The sequence below is a fragment of the Catenulispora sp. MAP12-49 genome, assembly GCF_041262705.1.
GTDB lineage: Bacteria > Actinomycetota > Actinomycetes > Streptomycetales > Catenulisporaceae > Catenulispora.
The window spans coordinates 188,924-207,099 of sequence record NZ_JBGCCP010000004.1 but is presented as its reverse complement, the minus strand read 5'-3'; the positions used below and the strand labels follow the sequence as shown (position 1 = coordinate 207,099).

Sequence of the window (18,176 nt, the reverse complement as noted above, 5' to 3'; positions counted from 1 at the left end):
GGCCACGTGGTCGGGGCGGACGTAGCGCGGGGCCAGAGCACGGGCACGCTCAACAGACTCGTTCGCCGCCGCACGATCGCCGAGGATCCCGTGGACGTGGGCCAGCGTGCAGTGGATATCGGCCAGATCGACCCGGGACCCGGGCTGCCGTCGGGCCTTGCGCGCCAGGGGCAGTGCGGGGTCCGGCCAGGCTGTCGTCCCAGGCCCGCAGCCGCACCGGCAGCGGGATCCCACAAATGTCGCCGACAACGCGCGCCAACTCGGCGGCGATACCTTCGCCCGGCGCTTGTGTCCCTGGTAAGGGCCGGTGTCCCGCAGGGATGGTGGACTTGGTGGTCATCGCGAGATCTCCCGCTCCGTCGCGCTGGGCCGAATGCTGTACGCGGGGGATTCGGTGCCGGGGGCCGGTTCGGATTGCTAGGTCTTGTCAGGCTGCGGCGAAAGCCTGCTGGAGCTCGGCGGTGCACATCATGTAGCCGTCCGGGGGCGGCAGCTGCCGCAGGTAGTGGGCGAGGTCCGCGTACAGGGAGAACACCCGCACCGGGGTTCCGGTGGCGCGGGCCGCGGCCACGACGGCGCGCACGCCGGCCAGGACCGCCGGGTGCCGGGTCTGGTAGGACTCGGCCACCAGGTGGTTGTTCCGGTCGGCGGCCAGGTAGAACTGCACCAGGTCCTTCGTCCCGACGAACAGCTCGCTGGCGCCCGCGGCGCAGATCGCGCGGGCCGCGTGGACCGCCGCCGGCGTCTCGATGAACGCGGCCACCGGCACCTCCGCCGGGATCCGGAGGTGGCTTCGGAGCTGGCGGTATTCGTGCTCGTCGGTGAGGAACGGGACGGACAGGTGCACCCGGTCCGCGGCGTCGCCGAGACGCTCGCGCAGAACACGGAGTGCGGCGTGCAGCGCGTCACGGTAGGCGTTCGAGCCGAGGAGCCAGCGCGCGCCGTGCAGGCCCATCTCAGGGTTCGGCTCGGCCGCGACCGGGGCGGTGGTCACGTGGGCCGCGTGGTCGGAGCGCAGGTCGAGCAGCCGCAACACGATCCGCTGGCCGGGCAGCAGGGCGGCGGCGAAGTCGCACAGGCGGCCGGCCAGGGCTTGTCCGTAGGCGGCGGCTTGGGACGGTCCGCCGTGCAGGGCGTCGAGCGGACGCAGACCCGCGGCCAGGCACAGGAACTCCTCGCGGATGAAGAAGGACTCGACTCGCTCGGCGTCGGGCCCGCAGTCGTTCACGGTCTCGATGTCCTGGAGGTCGGCGATGACCGCGCAGACCGAACCGAGCTCGTCCAGCAACGCGCGCTCGGCACGCGCCACGGGTATCCGGGTGCCCGTCCCGCTCCCGATCACTATCGATTCGCTCTGCAGGTGCAGCGTGACCTCGCCGTCGAGCCGGGAGAGGTCCGCGTCGTCGATCCTGAGCACGGGGATTCCGCGGCCGCGGCAGATGGACTGCATGTGGCCGGTGCGGCCTCCCGAGCTGCACACGACCGCGCGTGCGGAGACGATCGCGTCGTAGAGGCCTGCCTCCAGTCTCGGGGCGACGAGGATGGATCCCTCGACCGGTCTGTCCGTGCGGTTGCAGAGCCCTTGTACGACGTTCTGCCCGCCGCCGGACAGGAGCGATCCCTGGATACGCCGCCCACTCATTCAGCCCTCCGGATGTTCGATGCCTGCCAGGCCCAGCCGTCGGCGCAGCTGCCGGGGGGTCACGGAGACGTCGGTGAGCCGTTCCACGGCGGCCCGGTTCACCGCCGCCCTGACCAGGCGCTCATGCCGGGAGGCGTCCGCCGCGGCGGCGTGCGGGCCGCCGAGGGAGCGGATGCTGGCGTCCAGCCGTGCGTCGAGCAGTTCCCGCTCGCCGCGTGCCCGTGTCGCCAACCGATTCACCTCCAGTACTACAGCCTCCTCGAATCCGGGCCGTTCCGCTTGTCGGATATTGCCCGATTCTGCCGGGTTGTCGAAATCCAGCAGCGCCAGCGCGTGCGCGGCCACCGCGATCGACTGGTTCTTGATGGCGGCCAGGTTGAAGGCGAACGCGCCGGTGCGGCCGTTGCGCACGATCTCGTCCCCCTCGCGCGGCACGCCGACGGTCAGGACCGGGCCGATCGGCTCGCCGTCGCCGCCGAGCAGCGTGCCGTGCCGGTCCACCTCCACGCCGCGGCCGGTGCGCCGGTGCGGGACCGCGAGGCCCTTGGCCAGCAGGTTCCGCCACAGCGGCTGCCGGACGCGGTCGTAGTCCGGTTCCCTGGCGAAGTTGGACACCACCAGGTCGGCTTCGATGATGTGCGAGGTCTGCGATCGCGCCGAGGTGACCGTGGCGGCCAGACGTCCCGAGGCGGTCGGCGTGATCGCCTTGACCCGGCCGACGACCAGCCGCAACCGGCCGTCCGGGGGCCGCATCGCGTGTTCGATGACGGACATCGTGTACTTCACGGCGCACACGCGCAGCGCGGAGACCGCCGTGCCGTACTCGTCGAGCATGCCGCGCAGTTCGGCGGTGGGGATCTGCGCGATCGCCTCGGGGCAGTACGGCTCCCACGCCTTGGCCACCCGCTCGGCGACCACGGCGGCGTCGATCCCCGGGTGGTCCCGGGCGACCACGGCGCAGGCCGCGTCCCACTCGGCCCGCAGGCGCGCGAGGAACTCCTGCCGGCCGCGGTACGGCTCCAGCAGCGTGCGCGGGCACGGCAGGTGGATCACGTCGTGCTCGTGGTCGTCGGGGTAGGCACGGAAGACGGTCCCGCTGCCGGAGATCAGGTGGATGGTCCCGGTGTGGCCCCGGCGAAGCAGCAGGGCGGCCGAGTCATAGGCGCTCAGCACGGATCCGACGATCGCCACTGTCGCCTCCGGCGCGAGGGCCTCGAGCGTGGCGACGCCCGCTGCGGAGTACGGATCGCGCACGAAGGAGGGGTGGCCGAGCACGCCGGCGGCGAAGGCCGGCTCGCGCAGCTCCAGGCCGGTCGCGAGGATCACCTCGTCGGCCGGCAGGATCTCGGTCCCGCCACCGGAGTGCTGTCCGCGCACGGCAAAACCGCTCACGACCACCTCGACCCCGTCGGCCCGCACGTCCAGATCGAGGGCTTCGCCGTCGGCCTCCACCAGCACGACCCCCGGCCGCGCCTCGCGCACGGCCTGCGCCAGCCGCTCGGCCAGGTAGTCCTGGAAGATCCGGCGCGGCGCGGGACTGTGCTCGGCGAACTCGTAGTCGTCCCACGGCGCCGGCCACCCGCTCCGGTCGGCCTCGGCGTTCGCCCAGACGACGAAGTCGAGCACGTCCTCCCGGAACGCGGACATCCGGCCCGCCTGGATGTTGAACACGTGGTCCCACGGATTGCCGTCGCGGTGGTAGGCGACGCCGGCGTAGCGGTAGTCGGCCCGCCGCTCGAGCAGGACGACCTCCAGCGGTCCGCGGGCGAAGCACAGCAGCCGGATCGCCGTGGCGGTACCCGCCAGTCCGGCGCCGACGACGAGGATTCTCGGGCAGACGGCCGTGGGGAGCATGGCAGGACCCTCTCCGGTGCGCGGGCGACCCGGCGCGCCCCGCCCGCCCGGGCGCGAACGCCGCGGACGGAGCATTCGCGAATCAGCCTATATCAGGGTTCTGAGCTTTGTCCGCCGTCGTCCCGCCGCTGTCCTGTCGCCGTCTTTTCGCTGTCCTGTCGCCGCAACTCCTCCCAGAGCCAGGCCGGCAGTCCGGCGGAGCCGGGTCGCGGCTGGAGGTCCGCGCTCAGGGCCCAGTCCCGCACCGAGGCCGGGATGTCGCGGCCCAGATCGTGCACCATGTCCACGGCCGGATCGGGTTCCATGCAGAACATGTGGTAGACACCGCGGAAGCCATCCTCGCCGTCGTCGTAGCGATGCGCCTCGACGGCGCGCAGCATGAACTCCGGCCGCAACACGACGCCGAAGTACGCGGCCCCGGGCTCAAGGAACGTGGGCTCCACGACGACGCCGGTGTCGGCGTCGACGCACCACCCCATCCGCTCGTGGGCGAAGCCGCGGTGGTGGGCGACGCCCTCGGCGTACAGCAGGCCGGACGCGAGCGCATGCTGATACGCGTAAGTCCGCGACATCGCGGGCCGCGTGGTCCGGCTGCGCACGACGGTGCCCGGCGTGAGCAGGCGGGCATGGCGCATCACCTGGGCCCAGGTCGTCCTTTCGTGCGTCAGGCAACGCTCGACGAGTTGCACCACAACCTGGACTTCGTCCTCACTCAACGTGGCCATGGCGGTACACCCTATCCTCGCAGCATGCAGATGGAAGCGGAGCAACCCGTGGACGACTTCACCGTCCCCGAGCGGACACCGCTGCGGTGGGCCAGGCGGGTGTCCGGAGGGTTCTTTCTTCTGGTGGCCCTGGGGCTGGCGGCCGCCGGCGCCCTCGGATCCTGGCTCGAGCATGACGCGGCGCACGGGGTTCGGAGCCAGGCGGTGGTCGTGCAGGTCGATGGGAACCGGTATCTGCTCGACGTCGCCGAACCCGGGCGGCCCGGCGGCGACGGCCGCACGAGTCGGATCTGGACAGAAGACGTGGACGGGAAGCCGAAGGTCGGTACCGTTCTGACGGTCGCCCACGACAGCTCGGACTTCTCGCAGGTCTATGACGTCCGGACGGCGGACGGATGGTGGGTACCGATCGTTTCTCTCGGACTCGTGAGCGCTCTGCCCCTGTGGATCGCGGTCTGGCTGCTGCGGCGCCGAGACCAGTCCTGACAGCGTCCTTATTTACCCGTGCCCTGGATGCCGTCGGGGACGACGGTTCCGCTCTTGCCGGTACCCTCGATGCCCTGCGGGCTGACGATCGCGGTGACCCGGCTTGCGTGCGGTGCCGAAGCCGCGTTCGCGATCGCCGGGCTGACGACGCCGCCGCCGATCGCGGCCGCGAGGAATGCCGTGGCGAGGGCGGCGCGGGTGCGTCGAGATCTGGTCATCGGTGCTGTCCCTCTGGGAGGTTCGCATAACTCAGAACTCTTTGATGATAGCCCTGGATGATAGCCCCGGCGGGTTTCGCATGCCCGGCAGGACGGAAAGACCTCGCGTGTCTGACATACCGGAAGCGCCCGCCGAACTGGCGCGGCTGCTGGCCTCCGGCCCGTTCCCGGCCGCGCTGCGGGCCGCGATCGCCGGCAGCGGGCTGAGCTTGGACCGGATCCAGTATCGGCTGCGGGGGCAGGGGACGCCGATCAGTCTGGCCACGCTCAGCAGCTGGCAGTCGGGGCGGCGTCAGCCGGAGCGGGCGGCGTCGTTGGCCGCGCTGGGGCGGCTGGAGCAGATCCTCGGGGTGCCGGCGGGCTCGTTGGCGGCTTTGGTCGGTCCGCGCAGGGCTCGGGGGCGCAGTGTGTACACCGGGGCGCCTGATCTGGCGGAGGTGTACCGGGACTGGGATCCGATCGCCGGGCTGCTGAGCGAGTTCGACACGAGCTCCGACGATCTGTTGATCCGGCTGTCGCAGTACGAGCGGCTCGAGGTCGGCCCGGACGGACGGCTGCGCGAGCTCTACTGCCGGGCTCTGGTGCGGGCCGCCACCAACGATGTGCGGTCCTCGATCGTGATCGACCACGCCGACGACGGGCCCGCGTCGGTGATCCGTCCGCTGCGCGGCTGCACGCTCGGGGCCGTCCGGTCCAGGCCCGAGGCCGGGCTGACCATCGCCGAGCTGCATTGCCGCATCCGTTGCAGCGTGGCGAGCTGCTGCTCATGGAGTACGTCGTGGAGTTCACGCCGCCGTTCCCGCGCGATCGCGACACCAGCCGGCGGCTGCGGCTGCCGGTGCGCGAGTACGTGATCGACGTCGAGTTCACCAGGCCGGCGCTGCCAGTGCGCTGTGTGCAGTTCACGGCGCCGCGGGAGGACGAGAGCGCCAGGACCGAGCGGGTGCTGACGCTCGACGAGGGCGACCGGGTGTGCGCGATGGGGGTGGATCTGGATCCGTGCGTGTTCGGGATCCGGTGGGAGTGGCCCGGGCCGCCGCCGTGATGGCATGGCGGCGGCGGCCCGGGCGGGGCGGCCGGAGGGGTGTCGGCCTGGTGGGGGTGTCGGTCAGCGGATCAGGAGTGGGCCCAGCTGAGCTTGAACGTTCCGCCGGACAGCGAGGAGTTCTTCGTCAGCAGCGTGTTGCCGCGCTCGACGTTGGTCGAGTTGGGCGTGCCGGCACTGGCCAGCGGCTGGCCGTTGGCGGTGAGGCCGGTGAAGGTGATCGAGCCGAAGTTGGCCACCGGCTGGATGCCGTCGCCCAGGTCCTCCACGATCGCCTCGGCCGAGGACAGGTCGTCGTTCCCGGACTCGTGGTAGGTCTTCGACCAGCCGCGCGTGGTGTCCTTCTCGGTCAGGGTCCAGGACGTGCCGCTGACCGACACCGAGGCGGTGATGTGGTCGCCGGCGTTGATGGTCTCGGTGAAGTAGATGGAGTCCGCGGGGTACATCTCCACCCACGGGTAGTAGCCGGCCACGCCGTTCTCGCAGTCCTGGTCGAACCCGATCTGCTCGACCGTGTCCGAACTCCAGCCGTCGATGCCGATCCACGGCGAGACCGAGCTGTTGGGCGTCGAGGAGCAGTTCAGCGACGGCACCGTCCACGACCCGCTGATCGAGGTGTACCGGGCACCGGTGTCGGCGTACCCGCCCCAGATCTGGTCGGAGTGCCGAGCGTGGTTGTAGTGCGGGAAGTTCGCCGGGGACGACGAACCGGTGGCGGCCTGGGCCGGGCCGGCCAGGGCCGTGGCGAGCAGCACCGAGGCACCCGCGGCCAGCCAGGCCAGGCCGGCGCGGGATCCGGATATTGCCATGAGGGTCCTTTCACGTGGGGTCGGCGGACCGCCCGGCTCCGGGCGGACCGCGGTGAAAGCATGCGTGGGCAAGGGATGAGGGAGGATGTCGCGATGGGTGGGGGTCCATCGCAGCAGGCTTATAGAGGAGAGTGGCCGATGAGCCCGCGGCGGGAAACCAAGAGATGGTAAAGCGCGTGATGTCTGGGCGTTGACGTTTTCACACTCTTACGTCACGCGAGAAAGCGTGATCAGCTCTGCGACGTGAACCGGGCGCGGTCGAATCGCCGATCGATCAGGTCCTGCCGCCTGATCAACCAGTAGCGGGCGCCGCCGTCGCCCCACACCATCCCGGCACGCTCGTCGGTATCGATCTGCGCCAGGAGCAGCCACTCGCGGGCCTGCGCGTGGTCGTACCGCGCGACTTCGAGCTCCACCGCGTCCTGGATCGGCAGGGCCCATCCGCCGAGCAGGTGGTGCGGGCCGGGGCCGCCCAGATCGAGCGCGAGGTCGGTGAAGAAGCTCGCATCATCGGGATAGCCGCCCGATGCGTCATACGCCGGTGCGGTGATGACTTGATCCGCGGTCAGCGCCTGCTCGGTGCGGGGTCGGATCTGGTTCACGCCCTCGACCACGGGCGCCGTGCGTTCCACGACGGGGACGCCCTGGGGCACATAGATCAGCCGGGCGCCGGACTGCGAGGACTCGTCGGCGGCGGTGACCACTTCGTAGCCGTCGTCGAGCTGGCCGTCGAAGAAGAAGAACAGCAGCGTGCCGGCATCCGGCAGGACCAGATCGGTCTCACCGGGCGGCAAGGCGGCGCAGTCGAGGGCGGCGATGAACGTCAGCGGGCCGTGGCCCGGCCACTGCGGCCACGGCTGGTCTTCCGGCATTCGCGGGTTGCCGCCGAGCCGGCACACGACGGCCGTTTCCTCGCCCGGCCCGAGCGGACGCAGCCGATAGCCGCGGCGCAGCAACCCTTTCCATTGCTCCACCCACTGCTCGACCACCTCGACGGGGAGATACTCCCGGGCGGTCTCGACACACTCGTCCACGGTCGCGGTCACGGCGAGAAGCGTGCCACAAGCAACGAACTGCCATCCGTGGCCACATCGTGGAGGCGCCCTGGGCGATCATTCAGAAGGGCAGCATCCGCCCCGAGGGCGTTCGCAGATCCAGCTCCGGCAGATCCCGCAGCTTGCGGCTAGACGACTTGCGGATCTGGACCTTTCCATGGCCTACGGGAATGGTCCGGACCGTGCCGTGCTGCGTGGCCCGCGGCGGCTCCTCACGCTGCGACCGGGCGTCGGCGGAGGTGTTCATGATCGCCTCCCGGGGTTGATGGACCAGGTCCAGTCAACCGCCCGGCGGCGGCGTTCGGCGAGGGCCGTTCGTCATCGGCGGCCGGGTCTTTCGGCCGTGGTGCCGGCCGTGATCGGCGGCGACCATGGGCTCACGGGCTCGGGCACCATGACGACCGGGCAGCGCGCGTGTTGCAGCAGCGCGTAGGCCAGCCCGCCCAGTCGCATCCCCTCACCGCCCGGGTAGGGATGCGCGCCCACGACCAGCAGGTCGGCGTAGCCGCTGGCCTCGACCAGGCTCCGGGCGACCGAGCCGTCCTCCACCAGGACCTCGACGGCGACCTCGGGATGCGCGCGCCGCCACGGCTCCAGCACCGCGTCCAGACGCTCGCGGTAGTCGTCGGCGAGCGCCGCGAGGTGCTCAAGGGTGTAGTCAGCGGTGGGATCGGGATGGAAGGCGCTTTGGTCCTCCCACGCGGGCAGGACCAGCAGGTCCGCGGCGCGCCTGACCGCCTCGTCGAAGGCGAAGCCCAACTGGGCCCGGCCGCCGGCGGCATCGCTGATGTCGACGCCGGCCAGCACCCGGTTCATCCCACGCCGGGCGCCCCGTGCGACGGCCACCGGGCAGGGCGCGTGGGCCATGGTCCGCAGCGCGACCGAGCCGAGCAGCATCCCGGCGAGGCCGCCCCGGTCATGGCCGAGCACCAGCAGCGACGCGCCTTGGGCCAGGGCCACGAGTGCCGGTGCGGGTGAGCCGGGAAGCGCGTAGGTGCGGATCGGGGTGTCCGGGTGGTCGGCGCGCATCTGTGTCACGGCCTCGGCCAGCGGCTCGATCTCCTGGTCGAGCACTGTCTGGACCGGTATCTCCGCACCCGCCGTGTCGACGGCAGCCGGCGGGGCCCGGTGGTAGGTGTGCGCGAGCCATAGCGGTGCGCACCGCAGCGCGGCCTCGCGCCCCGCGAACTCCAGCGCGTGGGGACTGTGGTCCGTCTCGTCCAGGCCGACAACCACAGGGGCAAGAGCGAGAGTGGGAGTGGGAGCGGGAGTGGGAGTGGGAGTGGGAGCGGGAGCGGTCATGACGTCCTCCGTCCCGGCGCGAAACGCACGATTCGCCCGTTACCCAGCCTGGCCGCGCCGCCGCCGCGCGGCCAGGGGCGAAGGTCCCGGCCGCCCCGGCACATGGGGGCCGTTCGGCCCTGGAGTTCGGGCTGTCGGCGGAGTCCACTGGGAAGGCGGGAGGGGCCCGGGTTCGAGCGCTGTGGGGTTGCGGTTCCCCCGTGCCGCGCGCCCTACGCGATCGGGCCTCTCCCGTCGGTGAAGTCGCGGTGCGCGACATGGTTCCGGTCGGTGGCCGAGCCGAGCGTGTAGGCCGGGTACAGGCCCAGGTACTCGCCGCTGGTGGTCTGGCTCCATTGCCGGGCCAGGGCACTGGAGGACTTGTAGAAGTTCGTCATGTATCCGCCCTCGTACACCTTCAGCAGTGCGAATCCCCCCGGGTACTCCTTGGTCGCGGCGACTTCCAGGAAGTCGACGCCGGGCGCCGCCGGCGAGGTGGTGCGCAGGTTGCGGTGCGTGTGTCCGGCGTGGTGCAGGAACACCCCCGGAGTCCTGGCGTAGAGCGCCTCCAGCCGGGCCGCGTCGGAGCGGTCCAGGTCGAAGGACGGGCCGGCGATCGTGGACAGCGCCGAGGCGTCGGTCACCGGGTGGTGGCCGAACACCAGCGTGGGGCGGTGCGGGTCGTCGGCCAGGAGGTCGGCCAGCCGCGCGAACTGCGCGTCGTCGAGCGCGCCGCCGGGGGTGTTCAGGGTCGTGGTGTCCAGGCCGATGATCCGCAGGCCGGCCAGGTGCGTGCTGGTGAGGCGGCCCTGGGGCAGGTCGTAGACGGTCGGGACGCAGTCGTTGTATCCGGTGTCGCCGACCGTCGGGCAGCTCTGATATCCGGCGCCGGTCTTCGGTTGGTCGTGGTTGCCGCGGGCCACGACGTAGCGGCGGCCCGCGTCCAGCCGGCCGTCCAGGGTCAGGCGCCCGAACCGGTCCAGCAGCTGCTTGGAGCCGGCCAGCTCGGCCGGCAGCGCGGCGGAGCTGAGGTCGCCAGCCACGAGCAGCACGTCGGCGCCGCGCCGGCCGGCGTCGGCGATCATCGACTCGGCCATCACCTCCGGATACGGCGGCAGCCCCGGCGCCTGGCTGAACCCGGGCGGGAAGCTCGCCGTGGCCAAACCGCTCACGGTCTCCCCGACGTGCAGGTCGTTGGCCAGCGCCAGCGAGAACAATTGCCGGCCGCGCGGCGGAACCAGGGTCGTGACCTGCCCCGGGGCGGCGGACAGCACGATCCCGGAGGACAGCAGCTGCGCCAGGATCGCCAGCAGCTGGCTGTTGGTGGGGTCGGGCGGGATGACGATGCCGCCGGCCGGGAACGTCAGCTGCGGCAGCATCCGCGCCGTGGCCGGCACCCCGCCGGACAGGGCCTGGTAGTAGTACGTCGTCCCGGGCCGCAGGCCGTCGACTTCCACCTGGTGGTAGGCGGTGTCCCCGTGCCGCTGCACCGCGACCCGGTCCAGGCGGTCCGGGTGCGTGCCGTAGCGCACGAGGCCGTCGCAGGCCACCGGCGCCGGCTCCTGGCCGGGCTGGTACGGGATCGCCGGCGTCGGCGCGGCGACGGTGTACCAGGTCAGCACGAAGCCGGTGTCGGTGACCGTCACCATTTCCAGGTCCTGCGGGAACAGTCCCTGAGCGGCCGCGGCGGCGGCCGGAGCGGGCACCAGGCCCGGGAGGACCAGACCCGCCCCGGCCCCGGCGGCGGCGAGCCGGACGAGGTCGCGACGGGTGAGGCCACAGCAATCCTGTGCAGCCGGATCGGTCATGGCCGTCATGATGACAGAACCCTGTTAATGGGCCGGGCATTTGCGGCGAACAGTATTGGAAGGGTTCTGCGCGCGGGCCGCTATGGTCTGCGACTGCCCAGCGGCAGCGGGCCTCGGCTCAGGACGGTGCGCAGCGCGAAGGTGCTGCGCACCGAGTTCACGCCCTCGATGGCCAGGATGTGGTCCAGGAGCACCTCCTCATAGACCGCCAGGCTCGGGACGACCGCCTCGACGAGGAAGTCGGCGTCGCCGGAGACCAGGTGGCAGGCGACGACCGCCGGGATCGCGGTGAGTGCGGCCTCCACCTGGCGGGAGACCTCGCGGGAGTGGCGGGCGGCCTTGAGTTCGATGAAGACCGTCAGGCCCAGGCCGAGGGCCTCCCGGTCCAGCTCGGCCCGGTAGCCGGCGATGACGCCCTGCGTCTCCAGAGCCTTGGTGCGGCGCAGGCACGAGGACGGCGACAAGGAGATCTGCTCGGCCAGATCCACGTTGGCGATGCGGCCGTCGCGCTGCAGACGGGCCAGGATGGCTCGATCAGTCGAGTCCAGAATGACTTCCGGCATGGAATTCTCCTCGGTCCTGGTTTCCTGACAGAAGATTGCACCACGGCCGCCATCACCGGCAAACTTTGCCATCGCGTGCCGCGCCTTTCCTGGCACGCTCTAAGCATGACGATTCTCGAGGTGACCAGGGCGAAGAGGCCGCACGCCGCTGCCGGCGGCACTGGCGGCACTGGCGGCACCACTGAGTCAGCCGCCGCCCGCCCCCTGTCGGTCCCCCGCGGCGTCGCCCTCTACGTCGGCGCCCTGTTCGGCCCCGGCCTGCTGATGCTCCCGGGCCTGGCCGCCAAGATCGCCGGCCCGGCCTCGGTCCTGGCCTGGGCCGGCCTGCTCGCGGTCTCGGGTCTGTTCGCCCTCGTCTTCACCGCCCTGGGCACCCGCTTCCCCGACGGCGGCGGCGTCATCGCCTACACCGCCGCGGGCCTGGGCCGCCGTGCCGGACGCGCCGTGGGCTGGTGCTTCCTGATCGCCGTGGTGCTCGGCGCTCCGGTGGTCTGCCTGATCGGCGCCGGCTACGTCACCGCGCTGACCGGCGGCGGACGCGGCGCCACCTGCCTGGCCGCCGCCCTGCTGCTGGCCGCGGTCACGGCCCTGACCACCGCGGGGGCCCGCGCCGGGACCGCCGTGCAGATGGTCCTGGTCGGTCTGCTGCTCACCGTGGTCGTCGTCGCCGTCGCCGGTTCGCTGCCGCACTCGCGGGCCTCGCACTGGACGCCCTTCGCCCCGCACGGCTGGACGGCGATCGGCTCGGCGGCATCGGTGCTCATGCTGTCCTTCGTCGGCTGGGAGGCGGCCGCCCCGCTGACCCGGCGGCTCGCCGACCCCGCGCGCTCCCTGCCCCGCATCACCGCGATCGCCTTCGCCGTCACGACGGTCGTGTACCTGGCGCTGGCCGCGGCGGTGGTCGCGGTCCTGGGAGCCGGCGCCGCCGGAACCGTGCCGGCGGCGGACCTGCTGCGGGTCGCCATCGGGTCTGTGGGACCGGCTGTCGCCGCCGGCGCGGCGGTGCTGCTGACGCTGGCGGCGGTGAACGCCTACATGACCGGAGCGGCCGCGTTGTTGGCGCACCTTCGCAGCGAGCAGCAGCCACCGCGGTCGCAGTCGCAGTCGCAGTCGCAGCAGACCCCTGATAACGCACCGGCCGCCGGCACCCGCGGCTTCTTCGCCTGGATCGCCCTGGCCGGCGGCGTCGAGCTGACCGCCGAGGCCTTCGGTCTCGTCGACGCGACCCGGATGATCACCCTGACGACGTCCCTGTTCCTGGTCGTCTACGTCGCCTCCATGGCCTCGGCGACGCGGGTGCTGACCGGCCGGCTGCGCGTTGTCGCGGCGATCGCCTGCGCCGCCTCCGTGGCAGTCCTCGGATTCGCCGGGATGTCGGCGCTCCTGGCGTGCCTGGTCGGCCTCGGCGGGCTGCTCGCGCAGCGCGGCCGGCCGAGCCGGTCAGCTGTTGTGGACGATGCTGTAGACGCCCCAGGCCATGGCGGCGAGCACGCCGACGAAGCAGAGCCCCGCGGCCAGCTTGCCGCGCAGGTCACCCGTCGTCTCGGCGGCGGTCCCCGAGCCGGCCTGCTCGCCGGCGCGCGGTGCGAGCGCCCGTAGTCCGACGGCGAACAGCGCGGGCAGACCGGCACCGGCGAGCAGGCCGATCACGACGATCTTCCACAGGGCGTTGAGATTGATCCAGGAGTTCACGGTCACCGGTTCCCTTCGGTCGTCACGCCGTCATGTCGCCGCGCGCTCACGCGGCCGCGCCGGCCGGGACCGGACGCCCCGGCGTCACCGACCCGGACCACTGGCTGTTGACGTTCGACGCCGTCACCGCGGTGCGGCGCGAGGCCAGGTAGATCCCGGTCACGCAGGCGGCGAGCACCACGAAGATGGTGGAGGTGCCGGCGGTCCCGCCGATGCTGTGGGACGTCGCGTAGGCCACGGCGCCGACCAGGCCGGCGGCCGGCAGCGTCAGCACCCAGGCGAACGCCATCCGGCCCGCGACCGACCAGCGCACCTCCGCGCCGGTCTTGCCGACGCCGGAGCCCAGGATCGAGCCGGTGGCCACGTGCGTGGTGGACAGCGAGTAGCCGAAGCTGCTGGAGAGCAGGATCACCGCGGCGGAGGCCGACTCGGCGGCCATGCCCTGCGGCGACTCGATCTCCACCAGACCCTTGCCCAGCGTCCTGATCACGCGCCAGCCGCCGACGTAGGTGCCCAGGCTGATCGCCAGGGCGCAGGAGACGATGACCCACACCGGGGCCTTGGCGTGCGCGCCGAGCGAGCCGTTGGCGATCAGCGCCAGGGTGATGATGCCCATGGTCTTCTGCGCGTCGTTGGTGCCGTGCGCCAGGGAGACCATCGACGCCGAGCCGATCTGCCCGAGCCGGAAGCCCCGGCCGCGCAGCCCGTCCGGCACCTTGCGGGTGATCCGGTAGACCAGGAACGTCCCCACGGCCGCCACCATCCCGGCGATCACCGGCGACAGCACGGCGGGCAGGATCACCTTGGAGGTGATGCCGTGCCACTGCACGGCGTGCCCGCCGGCGGCGGCCAGACTCGCCCCGACGACCCCGCCGATCAGCGCGTGCGAGGAACTGGAGGGCAGCCCCAGGTACCAGGTGGCGAGGTTCCACAGGATGCCCCCGGCCAGCCCGGCGAACACCATCGGAAGCGTCACCAGATGCGTCTGGACCAGCCCGCTGGCGATGGTCGCCGCGACGCTGAAGGACAAGAACGCGCCGACGAGATTCAGCACGCTGGACACGGCGACGGCGACCCGGGGCGGGAGCGCGCCGGTGGCGATGGAGGTGGCCATCGCGTTGCCGGTGTCATGGAAACCGTTGGTGAAGTCGAAGCCCAGCGCTGTGGCCACCACGAGCGCGAGCAGGACGCTGTTGCCAGTCACAGTCGGTCGGTTAACCGCTTGGGGCCTGCGGAAACGCTGACGGAGAAGGTTGGTGCGGGGCGCACGCTCTATTCATCTGGTTTCACCTGGGCATCGCCTTGTGTTGGGAGAGTGTCCAATGCATCCTGGGGAGCGCGGTCCGGGGAACTCGTACCCTGAGACAGGCCGCGAGGGACGGGGATCGGCATGGGGTCGAGGATTCGGGCTGCGCTGGGCCTGGCGGCGGTCGCCTGCCTGGCAGCGGCGTGCTCCACGACGCCGGCGAAGCCTTCGGCCGCCGGCGGCGGGACGCCCTCCGGTCCTCCTTCGCCGAGCATCACCGCGCCCCTGTCGCCGACACTGGCACTGACATCGACATCGACACTGACATCGACGCCGCCCTCCGACGGCGGCGGCGTCATGTCGCCGCCGCTGATCGTGGCTTCGATCCCGCCGGTGTCCATCCGCGGTGCCCGGGTCGCCGAGCTGAGCTCCGTCGGCGGCAACAGCCCCTTCGGCTCGCTGGGCTATCAGCCTCCGGAGATCGCGGTCTACGCCGGCGGCAGCGTCCTGGTCGGCTCCGATTTCTGGTTCCAGCTGCCGCAGGCGGACCTGCAGACGCTGCTGTCCGGGCTGCGGAAGGATCTGGCGGGCCAGCCCGCCGTCCTCACCCCCGTCGGCGGCCCGGCGATGCCGGACGTCGGCGACACCGTCCTGGGCGTGCAGACCACCGGCGGCGGCTACCAGACGGTGCGGGCCAACGCCCTTTCCCGCCGCCTGTCCGGCGGCGCGTACCCGGCGCCGGTCGTCGCCGCCTACAACGCCCTGGAAGCGCTCAAGACGTCGAAGGCCTCCCAGTCCCAGACGAACTATGTCGCCACCGCCGTCCGCCTCGCCTACGAATGCCCGCTCAGCACGTCCTCCGCGACCCAGTTCTGGCCCGACGGACTTCCCGCGCCGACCCATGACAGGGGCACCGGCTGCCCGGAGATGGTCACCGTCTCCGGCGACGCCGTCGTGCTGGCGCGCCAGGCCTGCCTGGTCTATGACAGCGCCCTGCAGGACGGCAGCGCGGCGCGGGAGGTGCCGTACCTGGCCGAGAACGGCAAGGGGATCCGGACGTGTGTGTGGCGGTGGGCGTTGCCGGACGAGCAGGGGCACTGACGTCTGCGCGCCGGGTTTCGCCTCGGTCAAAGCGCCCTGATCGACGACGCCCAGGGGCTAGTCTCTGCGGGTGCCTTCCAAGCGACCACTCGTTCGAACGTCGTTCGCGGTCATCGCCGTCGCCCTGTCGGTGAGTGCCGCGGCGGCCTGTAGTTCCGCCACGTCGACGTCCGCCTCCGCGCTGGGCAAGCCGGCGGCGAGTTCGGCGACTTCTGCTTCAGCGGCGAGCATGAGCGGGACCAGCGCTACTCCGACGCATCCGTCCTCCTCGGCGGCGTCGTCGCCCTCACCTTCGACAAGCACGGCCGCCGCGCCGCCGCCGGCATCCTTCGGCAACCCCGACGGCCACGCCCCGATCCCGGCGGCGGGCCAGCCGGTCGACACCTCGCACCCCACCACCGTCGTCGGCGACGGCACGGCGGCCGGCTGCACCTCGGCGGCCGTGGTCGCGGCCGTCGCCAAGGGCGGGGTGATCACCTTCTCGTGCGGCGCGGCGCCGGTCGTGATCACGATGGCCGCCACCGCCAAGGTGGTCAACACCTCCGCGCGCGTCGTGCTCGACGGCGGCGGCCGGGTCACGCTCAGCGGCGGCGGCACGCGCCGGATCCTGTACATGAACACCTGCGACAAGGCCCAGACCTGGATCACGTCGCACTGCCAGAACCAGTCCCAGCCGCAGCTGACGCTACAGAACATCACCTTCGCCGACGGCAACTCGACCGGGCAGCAGGCCTCCGGCGGCGGGGGCGGCGCGGTGTTCGCCAGCGGCGGCAGGCTGGCGATCGTCAACGCCCGCTTCACCGGCAACCGCTGCGACTCCACCGGGCCCGACCTCGGCGGCGCGGCGGTGCGGGCGCTGCAGCAGTACCAGAACCTGCCGGTCTACGTCGTCGACAGCACCTTCGGCGGCAGCGCGGGCCAGGGCGGAGTGTGCTCCAACGGCGGCGCGCTGAGCAGCATCGGCGTGTCCTGGGACGTCATCGACTGCGTCATGTCCTACAACAAGGCCATCGGCACCGGCGCCAACCCCGCCCAGGCCGGCACGCCGGGCGGCGGCAGCGGCGGGGCGATCTACACCGACGGCGACGACTACACCGTCACGATCGCCGGCACCCGCATCGAGCACAACGACGCCAACGAGGGCGGCGGCGCGGTGTTCTACGTCAGCAACAACCGCACCGGCACCCTGACGATCCGCGATTCGGTGCTGGATGCCAACGTCAACGACAAGTTCTCCACCGCCGGCTACCCCGGCATCTTCTTCCTGGGGGCCGGCAAGCCCGCGGTCAGCGGGTCGAGCCTGAAGTAGGCAGTCCATGATCGATGTCGTCATATTCGTGACCGAGGAGCCGGGCCGGGTCCACCCGCGCGTCTCGGTGGCTCCGTGCGACCACCGGCCCCTCGCGCAGGCCGCGGCGGAGCTGGGCGGCAGCTGGGACGGCGGAAGCTGGACGTTCGAGCAGGCCTCGGCCGCCGACGTCGAGGCCGCCTGCCGCGCCGCGTACGGCTCGGCCAACCCCACTTCGCAGGATATTGACAATCTGTATGCGGAAGTGGACATCGTCTCAGCTCGGATCATGGCCGAGTCTGCCCGATACCTCGATCCGCCGCTGTCCGAGTCCCCCGGCGGCACCGGCACCGGCACCGGCACCGCCAAGTCGCCCAAGTCACCCCACGAGCTGCTGCGCGGCAGCTTCGTACGGCTGGGGAGGGCGTGCGCGCCGTACCGCCGGGACCGGGCGTCCGCTCCGGCGGGCCTGTTCGAGCTCTGGGAAGCGGCTAGCCAGCTGGGCAACGCCAAACCCAGAGCCACATACAAGCGCGCCACGCGCCCCTCAGCCGGAACCGAGGGCTGGCACGCGGGCCTGCACCAGCTGTTCATGACAGCCCGCAGACTGGAGGAGGCCCAAAGCGCACTCGCGAAGGTTACGGCCGCCACTCCCGCCTGAGCAGCCCGTAGACCCACGAGTCGGAGACGACGCCGTCGACGACGCAGTCCTCCCGCAGCGTCCCTTCCCGCACGAAGCCGAGCTTTTCCAGCACGCGGGCGGACCCCACGTTCCGCGTGTCGGCCTCGGCCTGGACGCGGTTCAGGTCCAGCGTGTCGAACGCCCACCGCAGCACGGCCCGCGCGGCCTCGGTCGCGTAGCCCTGGCCCCACGCCGCAGCCTCGAAGCAGTAACCCAGCGCGGCGCTGCGATAGTCGGGATTCCAGCTCTGCAGGGTGCACCAGCCGATGAACGCCCCATCGGAGACCCGCTCCACAGCCAGCCGCGCCCCGACGCCCTCCTGTTCCATCCGCCGGCACATCGCGATGAACTTCTCGGCGCGCGCGGGTTCGGTCCACGGCGGGGAGTCCCAGTAGCGCAGGACATAGGCGTTGCTGTGGAGTGCGAAGAGGTCGTTAGCATCCGCGTCTTCGAAGGGACGCAGGAGGAGGCGATCAGTGGACAACGCGGGGGTTGGCAGCGACATGCCCTCTATTCAGTCCCGCCACCGGTTTCCGATCAATCCAATATCCGAATCGGCTTATCTTTCTTCACCATCGGGTTGGTTAGCATGCTCGAGCACTGAGAAGGCCCGCGAACGCCGGTCCTCCCGACGTCTCCAGGAGTGCCGCCGGAGGTCCGGCCTCGCAAACCGCTGGTGGA

The 18,176-nt window shown here is 71.6% G+C and carries 19 protein-coding genes; 7 read left to right on the top strand and 12 right to left on the bottom strand.

What is annotated here, in order from left to right:
• Window positions 1-427: 427 nt before the first annotated feature.
• The 3 genes from ABIA35_RS11005 to ABIA35_RS10995 form a co-directional block, all read right to left on the bottom strand.
• Window positions 428-1,642: a putative PEP-binding protein gene (locus ABIA35_RS11005; protein WP_370357756.1), complete on the bottom strand. Its 1,215-nt coding sequence runs from the start codon at window positions 1,640-1,642 to the stop codon at window positions 428-430.
• Window positions 1,643-3,496, bottom strand: coding sequence for an FAD/NAD(P)-binding protein (locus tag ABIA35_RS11000; protein WP_370357755.1), 1,854 nt, complete (start codon window positions 3,494-3,496; stop codon window positions 1,643-1,645).
• Window positions 3,497-3,588: 92 nt separating this feature from the next.
• Window positions 3,589-4,221, bottom strand: coding sequence for a hypothetical protein (locus tag ABIA35_RS10995; RefSeq protein ID WP_370357754.1), 633 nt, complete (start codon window positions 4,219-4,221; stop codon window positions 3,589-3,591).
• Between the two features lie 24 nt (window positions 4,222-4,245).
• Between ABIA35_RS10995 and ABIA35_RS10990 the strand changes: the two genes are divergently transcribed.
• Window positions 4,246-4,707: a hypothetical protein gene (locus ABIA35_RS10990; protein WP_370357753.1), complete on the top strand. Its 462-nt coding sequence runs from the start codon at window positions 4,246-4,248 to the stop codon at window positions 4,705-4,707.
• Between the two features lie 8 nt (window positions 4,708-4,715).
• Here the strand turns inward: ABIA35_RS10990 and ABIA35_RS10985 are convergent, their stop codons facing one another.
• Window positions 4,716-4,925 carry a hypothetical protein gene (locus tag ABIA35_RS10985; RefSeq protein WP_370357752.1) on the bottom strand — a complete coding sequence of 70 codons (210 nt, stop codon included), beginning with the start codon at window positions 4,923-4,925 and terminating at the stop codon, window positions 4,716-4,718.
• A 107-nt stretch (window positions 4,926-5,032) separates the two neighbouring features.
• On the opposite strand from ABIA35_RS10985, the gene ABIA35_RS10980 reads away from it, so the two are divergent.
• Together ABIA35_RS10980 and ABIA35_RS10975 are read left to right on the top strand one after the other, a co-directional pair.
• Window positions 5,033-5,779, top strand: coding sequence for a hypothetical protein (locus ABIA35_RS10980; protein WP_370357751.1), 747 nt, complete (start codon window positions 5,033-5,035; stop codon window positions 5,777-5,779).
• Window positions 5,704-5,970, top strand: a complete 267-nt coding sequence (locus ABIA35_RS10975) for a hypothetical protein (RefSeq protein ID WP_370357750.1) — start codon at window positions 5,704-5,706, stop codon at window positions 5,968-5,970. Before ABIA35_RS10980 ends, ABIA35_RS10975 begins: the two co-directional genes overlap by 76 nt.
• 71 nt (window positions 5,971-6,041) lie before the next feature.
• Here the strand turns inward: ABIA35_RS10975 and ABIA35_RS10970 are convergent, their stop codons facing one another.
• The 6 genes from ABIA35_RS10970 to ABIA35_RS10945 form a co-directional block, all read right to left on the bottom strand.
• Window positions 6,042-6,779, bottom strand: a complete 738-nt coding sequence (locus tag ABIA35_RS10970; RefSeq protein WP_370334244.1) for a G1 family glutamic endopeptidase — start codon at window positions 6,777-6,779, stop codon at window positions 6,042-6,044.
• A gap of 230 nt (window positions 6,780-7,009) precedes the next feature.
• Window positions 7,010-7,825, bottom strand: coding sequence for a YwqG family protein (locus ABIA35_RS10965; RefSeq protein ID WP_370357749.1), 816 nt, complete (start codon window positions 7,823-7,825; stop codon window positions 7,010-7,012).
• 70 nt (window positions 7,826-7,895) lie between these two features.
• On the bottom strand, window positions 7,896-8,081 hold the full coding sequence (locus tag ABIA35_RS10960; protein WP_370357748.1) for a hypothetical protein: 186 nt from the start codon (window positions 8,079-8,081) through the stop codon (window positions 7,896-7,898).
• Between the two features lie 71 nt (window positions 8,082-8,152).
• A complete protein-coding gene (locus ABIA35_RS10955; RefSeq protein WP_370357747.1) occupies window positions 8,153-9,136 on the bottom strand; it encodes a universal stress protein in 984 nt (327 codons plus the stop codon).
• Between the two features lie 212 nt (window positions 9,137-9,348).
• On the bottom strand, window positions 9,349-10,923 hold the full coding sequence (locus ABIA35_RS10950) for a metallophosphoesterase (RefSeq protein ID WP_370357746.1): 1,575 nt from the start codon (window positions 10,921-10,923) through the stop codon (window positions 9,349-9,351).
• An 80-nt stretch (window positions 10,924-11,003) separates the two neighbouring features.
• On the bottom strand, window positions 11,004-11,486 hold the full coding sequence (locus ABIA35_RS10945) for an Lrp/AsnC family transcriptional regulator (RefSeq protein ID WP_370334239.1): 483 nt from the start codon (window positions 11,484-11,486) through the stop codon (window positions 11,004-11,006).
• A gap of 105 nt (window positions 11,487-11,591) precedes the next feature.
• Between ABIA35_RS10945 and ABIA35_RS10940 the strand changes: the two genes are divergently transcribed.
• Window positions 11,592-13,085, top strand: coding sequence for an APC family permease (locus tag ABIA35_RS10940; RefSeq protein WP_370357745.1), 1,494 nt, complete (start codon window positions 11,592-11,594; stop codon window positions 13,083-13,085).
• 139 nt (window positions 13,086-13,224) lie between these two features.
• On the opposite strand, the gene ABIA35_RS10935 is transcribed toward ABIA35_RS10940, so the two are convergent.
• Window positions 13,225-14,382, bottom strand: coding sequence for an anion permease (locus ABIA35_RS10935; RefSeq protein ID WP_370357744.1), 1,158 nt, complete (start codon window positions 14,380-14,382; stop codon window positions 13,225-13,227).
• Between the two features lie 186 nt (window positions 14,383-14,568).
• Between ABIA35_RS10935 and ABIA35_RS10930 the strand changes: the two genes are divergently transcribed.
• The 3 genes from ABIA35_RS10930 (at window position 14,569) to ABIA35_RS10920 (ending at window position 17,474) form a co-directional block, all read left to right on the top strand.
• On the top strand, window positions 14,569-15,525 hold the full coding sequence (locus ABIA35_RS10930; RefSeq protein WP_370357743.1) for a hypothetical protein: 957 nt from the start codon (window positions 14,569-14,571) through the stop codon (window positions 15,523-15,525).
• Window positions 15,526-15,595: 70 nt separating this feature from the next.
• Window positions 15,596-16,834 carry a hypothetical protein gene (locus tag ABIA35_RS10925; protein WP_370357742.1) on the top strand — a complete coding sequence of 413 codons (1,239 nt, stop codon included), beginning with the start codon at window positions 15,596-15,598 and terminating at the stop codon, window positions 16,832-16,834.
• Window positions 16,835-16,841: 7 nt separating this feature from the next.
• Complete coding sequence (locus ABIA35_RS10920) at window positions 16,842-17,474, top strand: hypothetical protein (protein WP_370357741.1); 633 nt, start codon at window positions 16,842-16,844, stop codon at window positions 17,472-17,474.
• Here the strand turns inward: ABIA35_RS10920 and ABIA35_RS10915 are convergent.
• Window positions 17,452-18,000 carry a GNAT family N-acetyltransferase gene (locus ABIA35_RS10915; RefSeq protein WP_370334233.1) on the bottom strand — a complete coding sequence of 183 codons (549 nt, stop codon included), beginning with the start codon at window positions 17,998-18,000 and terminating at the stop codon, window positions 17,452-17,454. The two genes, ABIA35_RS10920 and ABIA35_RS10915, sit on opposite strands and share 23 nt — an antisense overlap.
• Window positions 18,001-18,176 lie beyond the last annotated feature (176 nt).

What these genes read in the sequence shown, in the direction of transcription:
- ABIA35_RS11005 (WP_370357756.1), bottom strand. Translation starts at nt 1,642, where the DNA reads ATGAGTGGGCGGCGTATCCAGGGATCGCTCCTGTCCGGCGGCGGGCAG.
- ABIA35_RS11000 (WP_370357755.1), bottom strand. Translation starts at nt 3,496, where the DNA reads ATGCTCCCCACGGCCGTCTGCCCGAGAATCCTCGTCGTCGGCGCCGGA.
- ABIA35_RS10995 (WP_370357754.1), bottom strand. Translation starts at nt 4,221, where the DNA reads ATGGCCACGTTGAGTGAGGACGAAGTCCAGGTTGTGGTGCAACTCGTC.
- ABIA35_RS10990 (WP_370357753.1), top strand. Translation starts at nt 4,246, where the DNA reads ATGCAGATGGAAGCGGAGCAACCCGTGGACGACTTCACCGTCCCCGAG.
- ABIA35_RS10985 (WP_370357752.1), bottom strand. Translation starts at nt 4,925, where the DNA reads ATGACCAGATCTCGACGCACCCGCGCCGCCCTCGCCACGGCATTCCTC.
- ABIA35_RS10970 (WP_370334244.1), bottom strand. Translation starts at nt 6,779, where the DNA reads ATGGCAATATCCGGATCCCGCGCCGGCCTGGCCTGGCTGGCCGCGGGT.
- ABIA35_RS10960 (WP_370357748.1), bottom strand. Translation starts at nt 8,081, where the DNA reads ATGAACACCTCCGCCGACGCCCGGTCGCAGCGTGAGGAGCCGCCGCGG.
- ABIA35_RS10955 (WP_370357747.1), bottom strand. Translation starts at nt 9,136, where the DNA reads ATGACCGCTCCCGCTCCCACTCCCACTCCCACTCCCGCTCCCACTCCC.
- ABIA35_RS10950 (WP_370357746.1), bottom strand. Translation starts at nt 10,923, where the DNA reads ATGACCGATCCGGCTGCACAGGATTGCTGTGGCCTCACCCGTCGCGAC.
- ABIA35_RS10945 (WP_370334239.1), bottom strand. Translation starts at nt 11,486, where the DNA reads ATGCCGGAAGTCATTCTGGACTCGACTGATCGAGCCATCCTGGCCCGT.
- ABIA35_RS10940 (WP_370357745.1), top strand. Translation starts at nt 11,592, where the DNA reads ATGACGATTCTCGAGGTGACCAGGGCGAAGAGGCCGCACGCCGCTGCC.
- ABIA35_RS10930 (WP_370357743.1), top strand. Translation starts at nt 14,569, where the DNA reads ATGGGGTCGAGGATTCGGGCTGCGCTGGGCCTGGCGGCGGTCGCCTGC.
- ABIA35_RS10920 (WP_370357741.1), top strand. Translation starts at nt 16,842, where the DNA reads ATGATCGATGTCGTCATATTCGTGACCGAGGAGCCGGGCCGGGTCCAC.
- ABIA35_RS10915 (WP_370334233.1), bottom strand. Translation starts at nt 18,000, where the DNA reads ATGTCGCTGCCAACCCCCGCGTTGTCCACTGATCGCCTCCTCCTGCGT.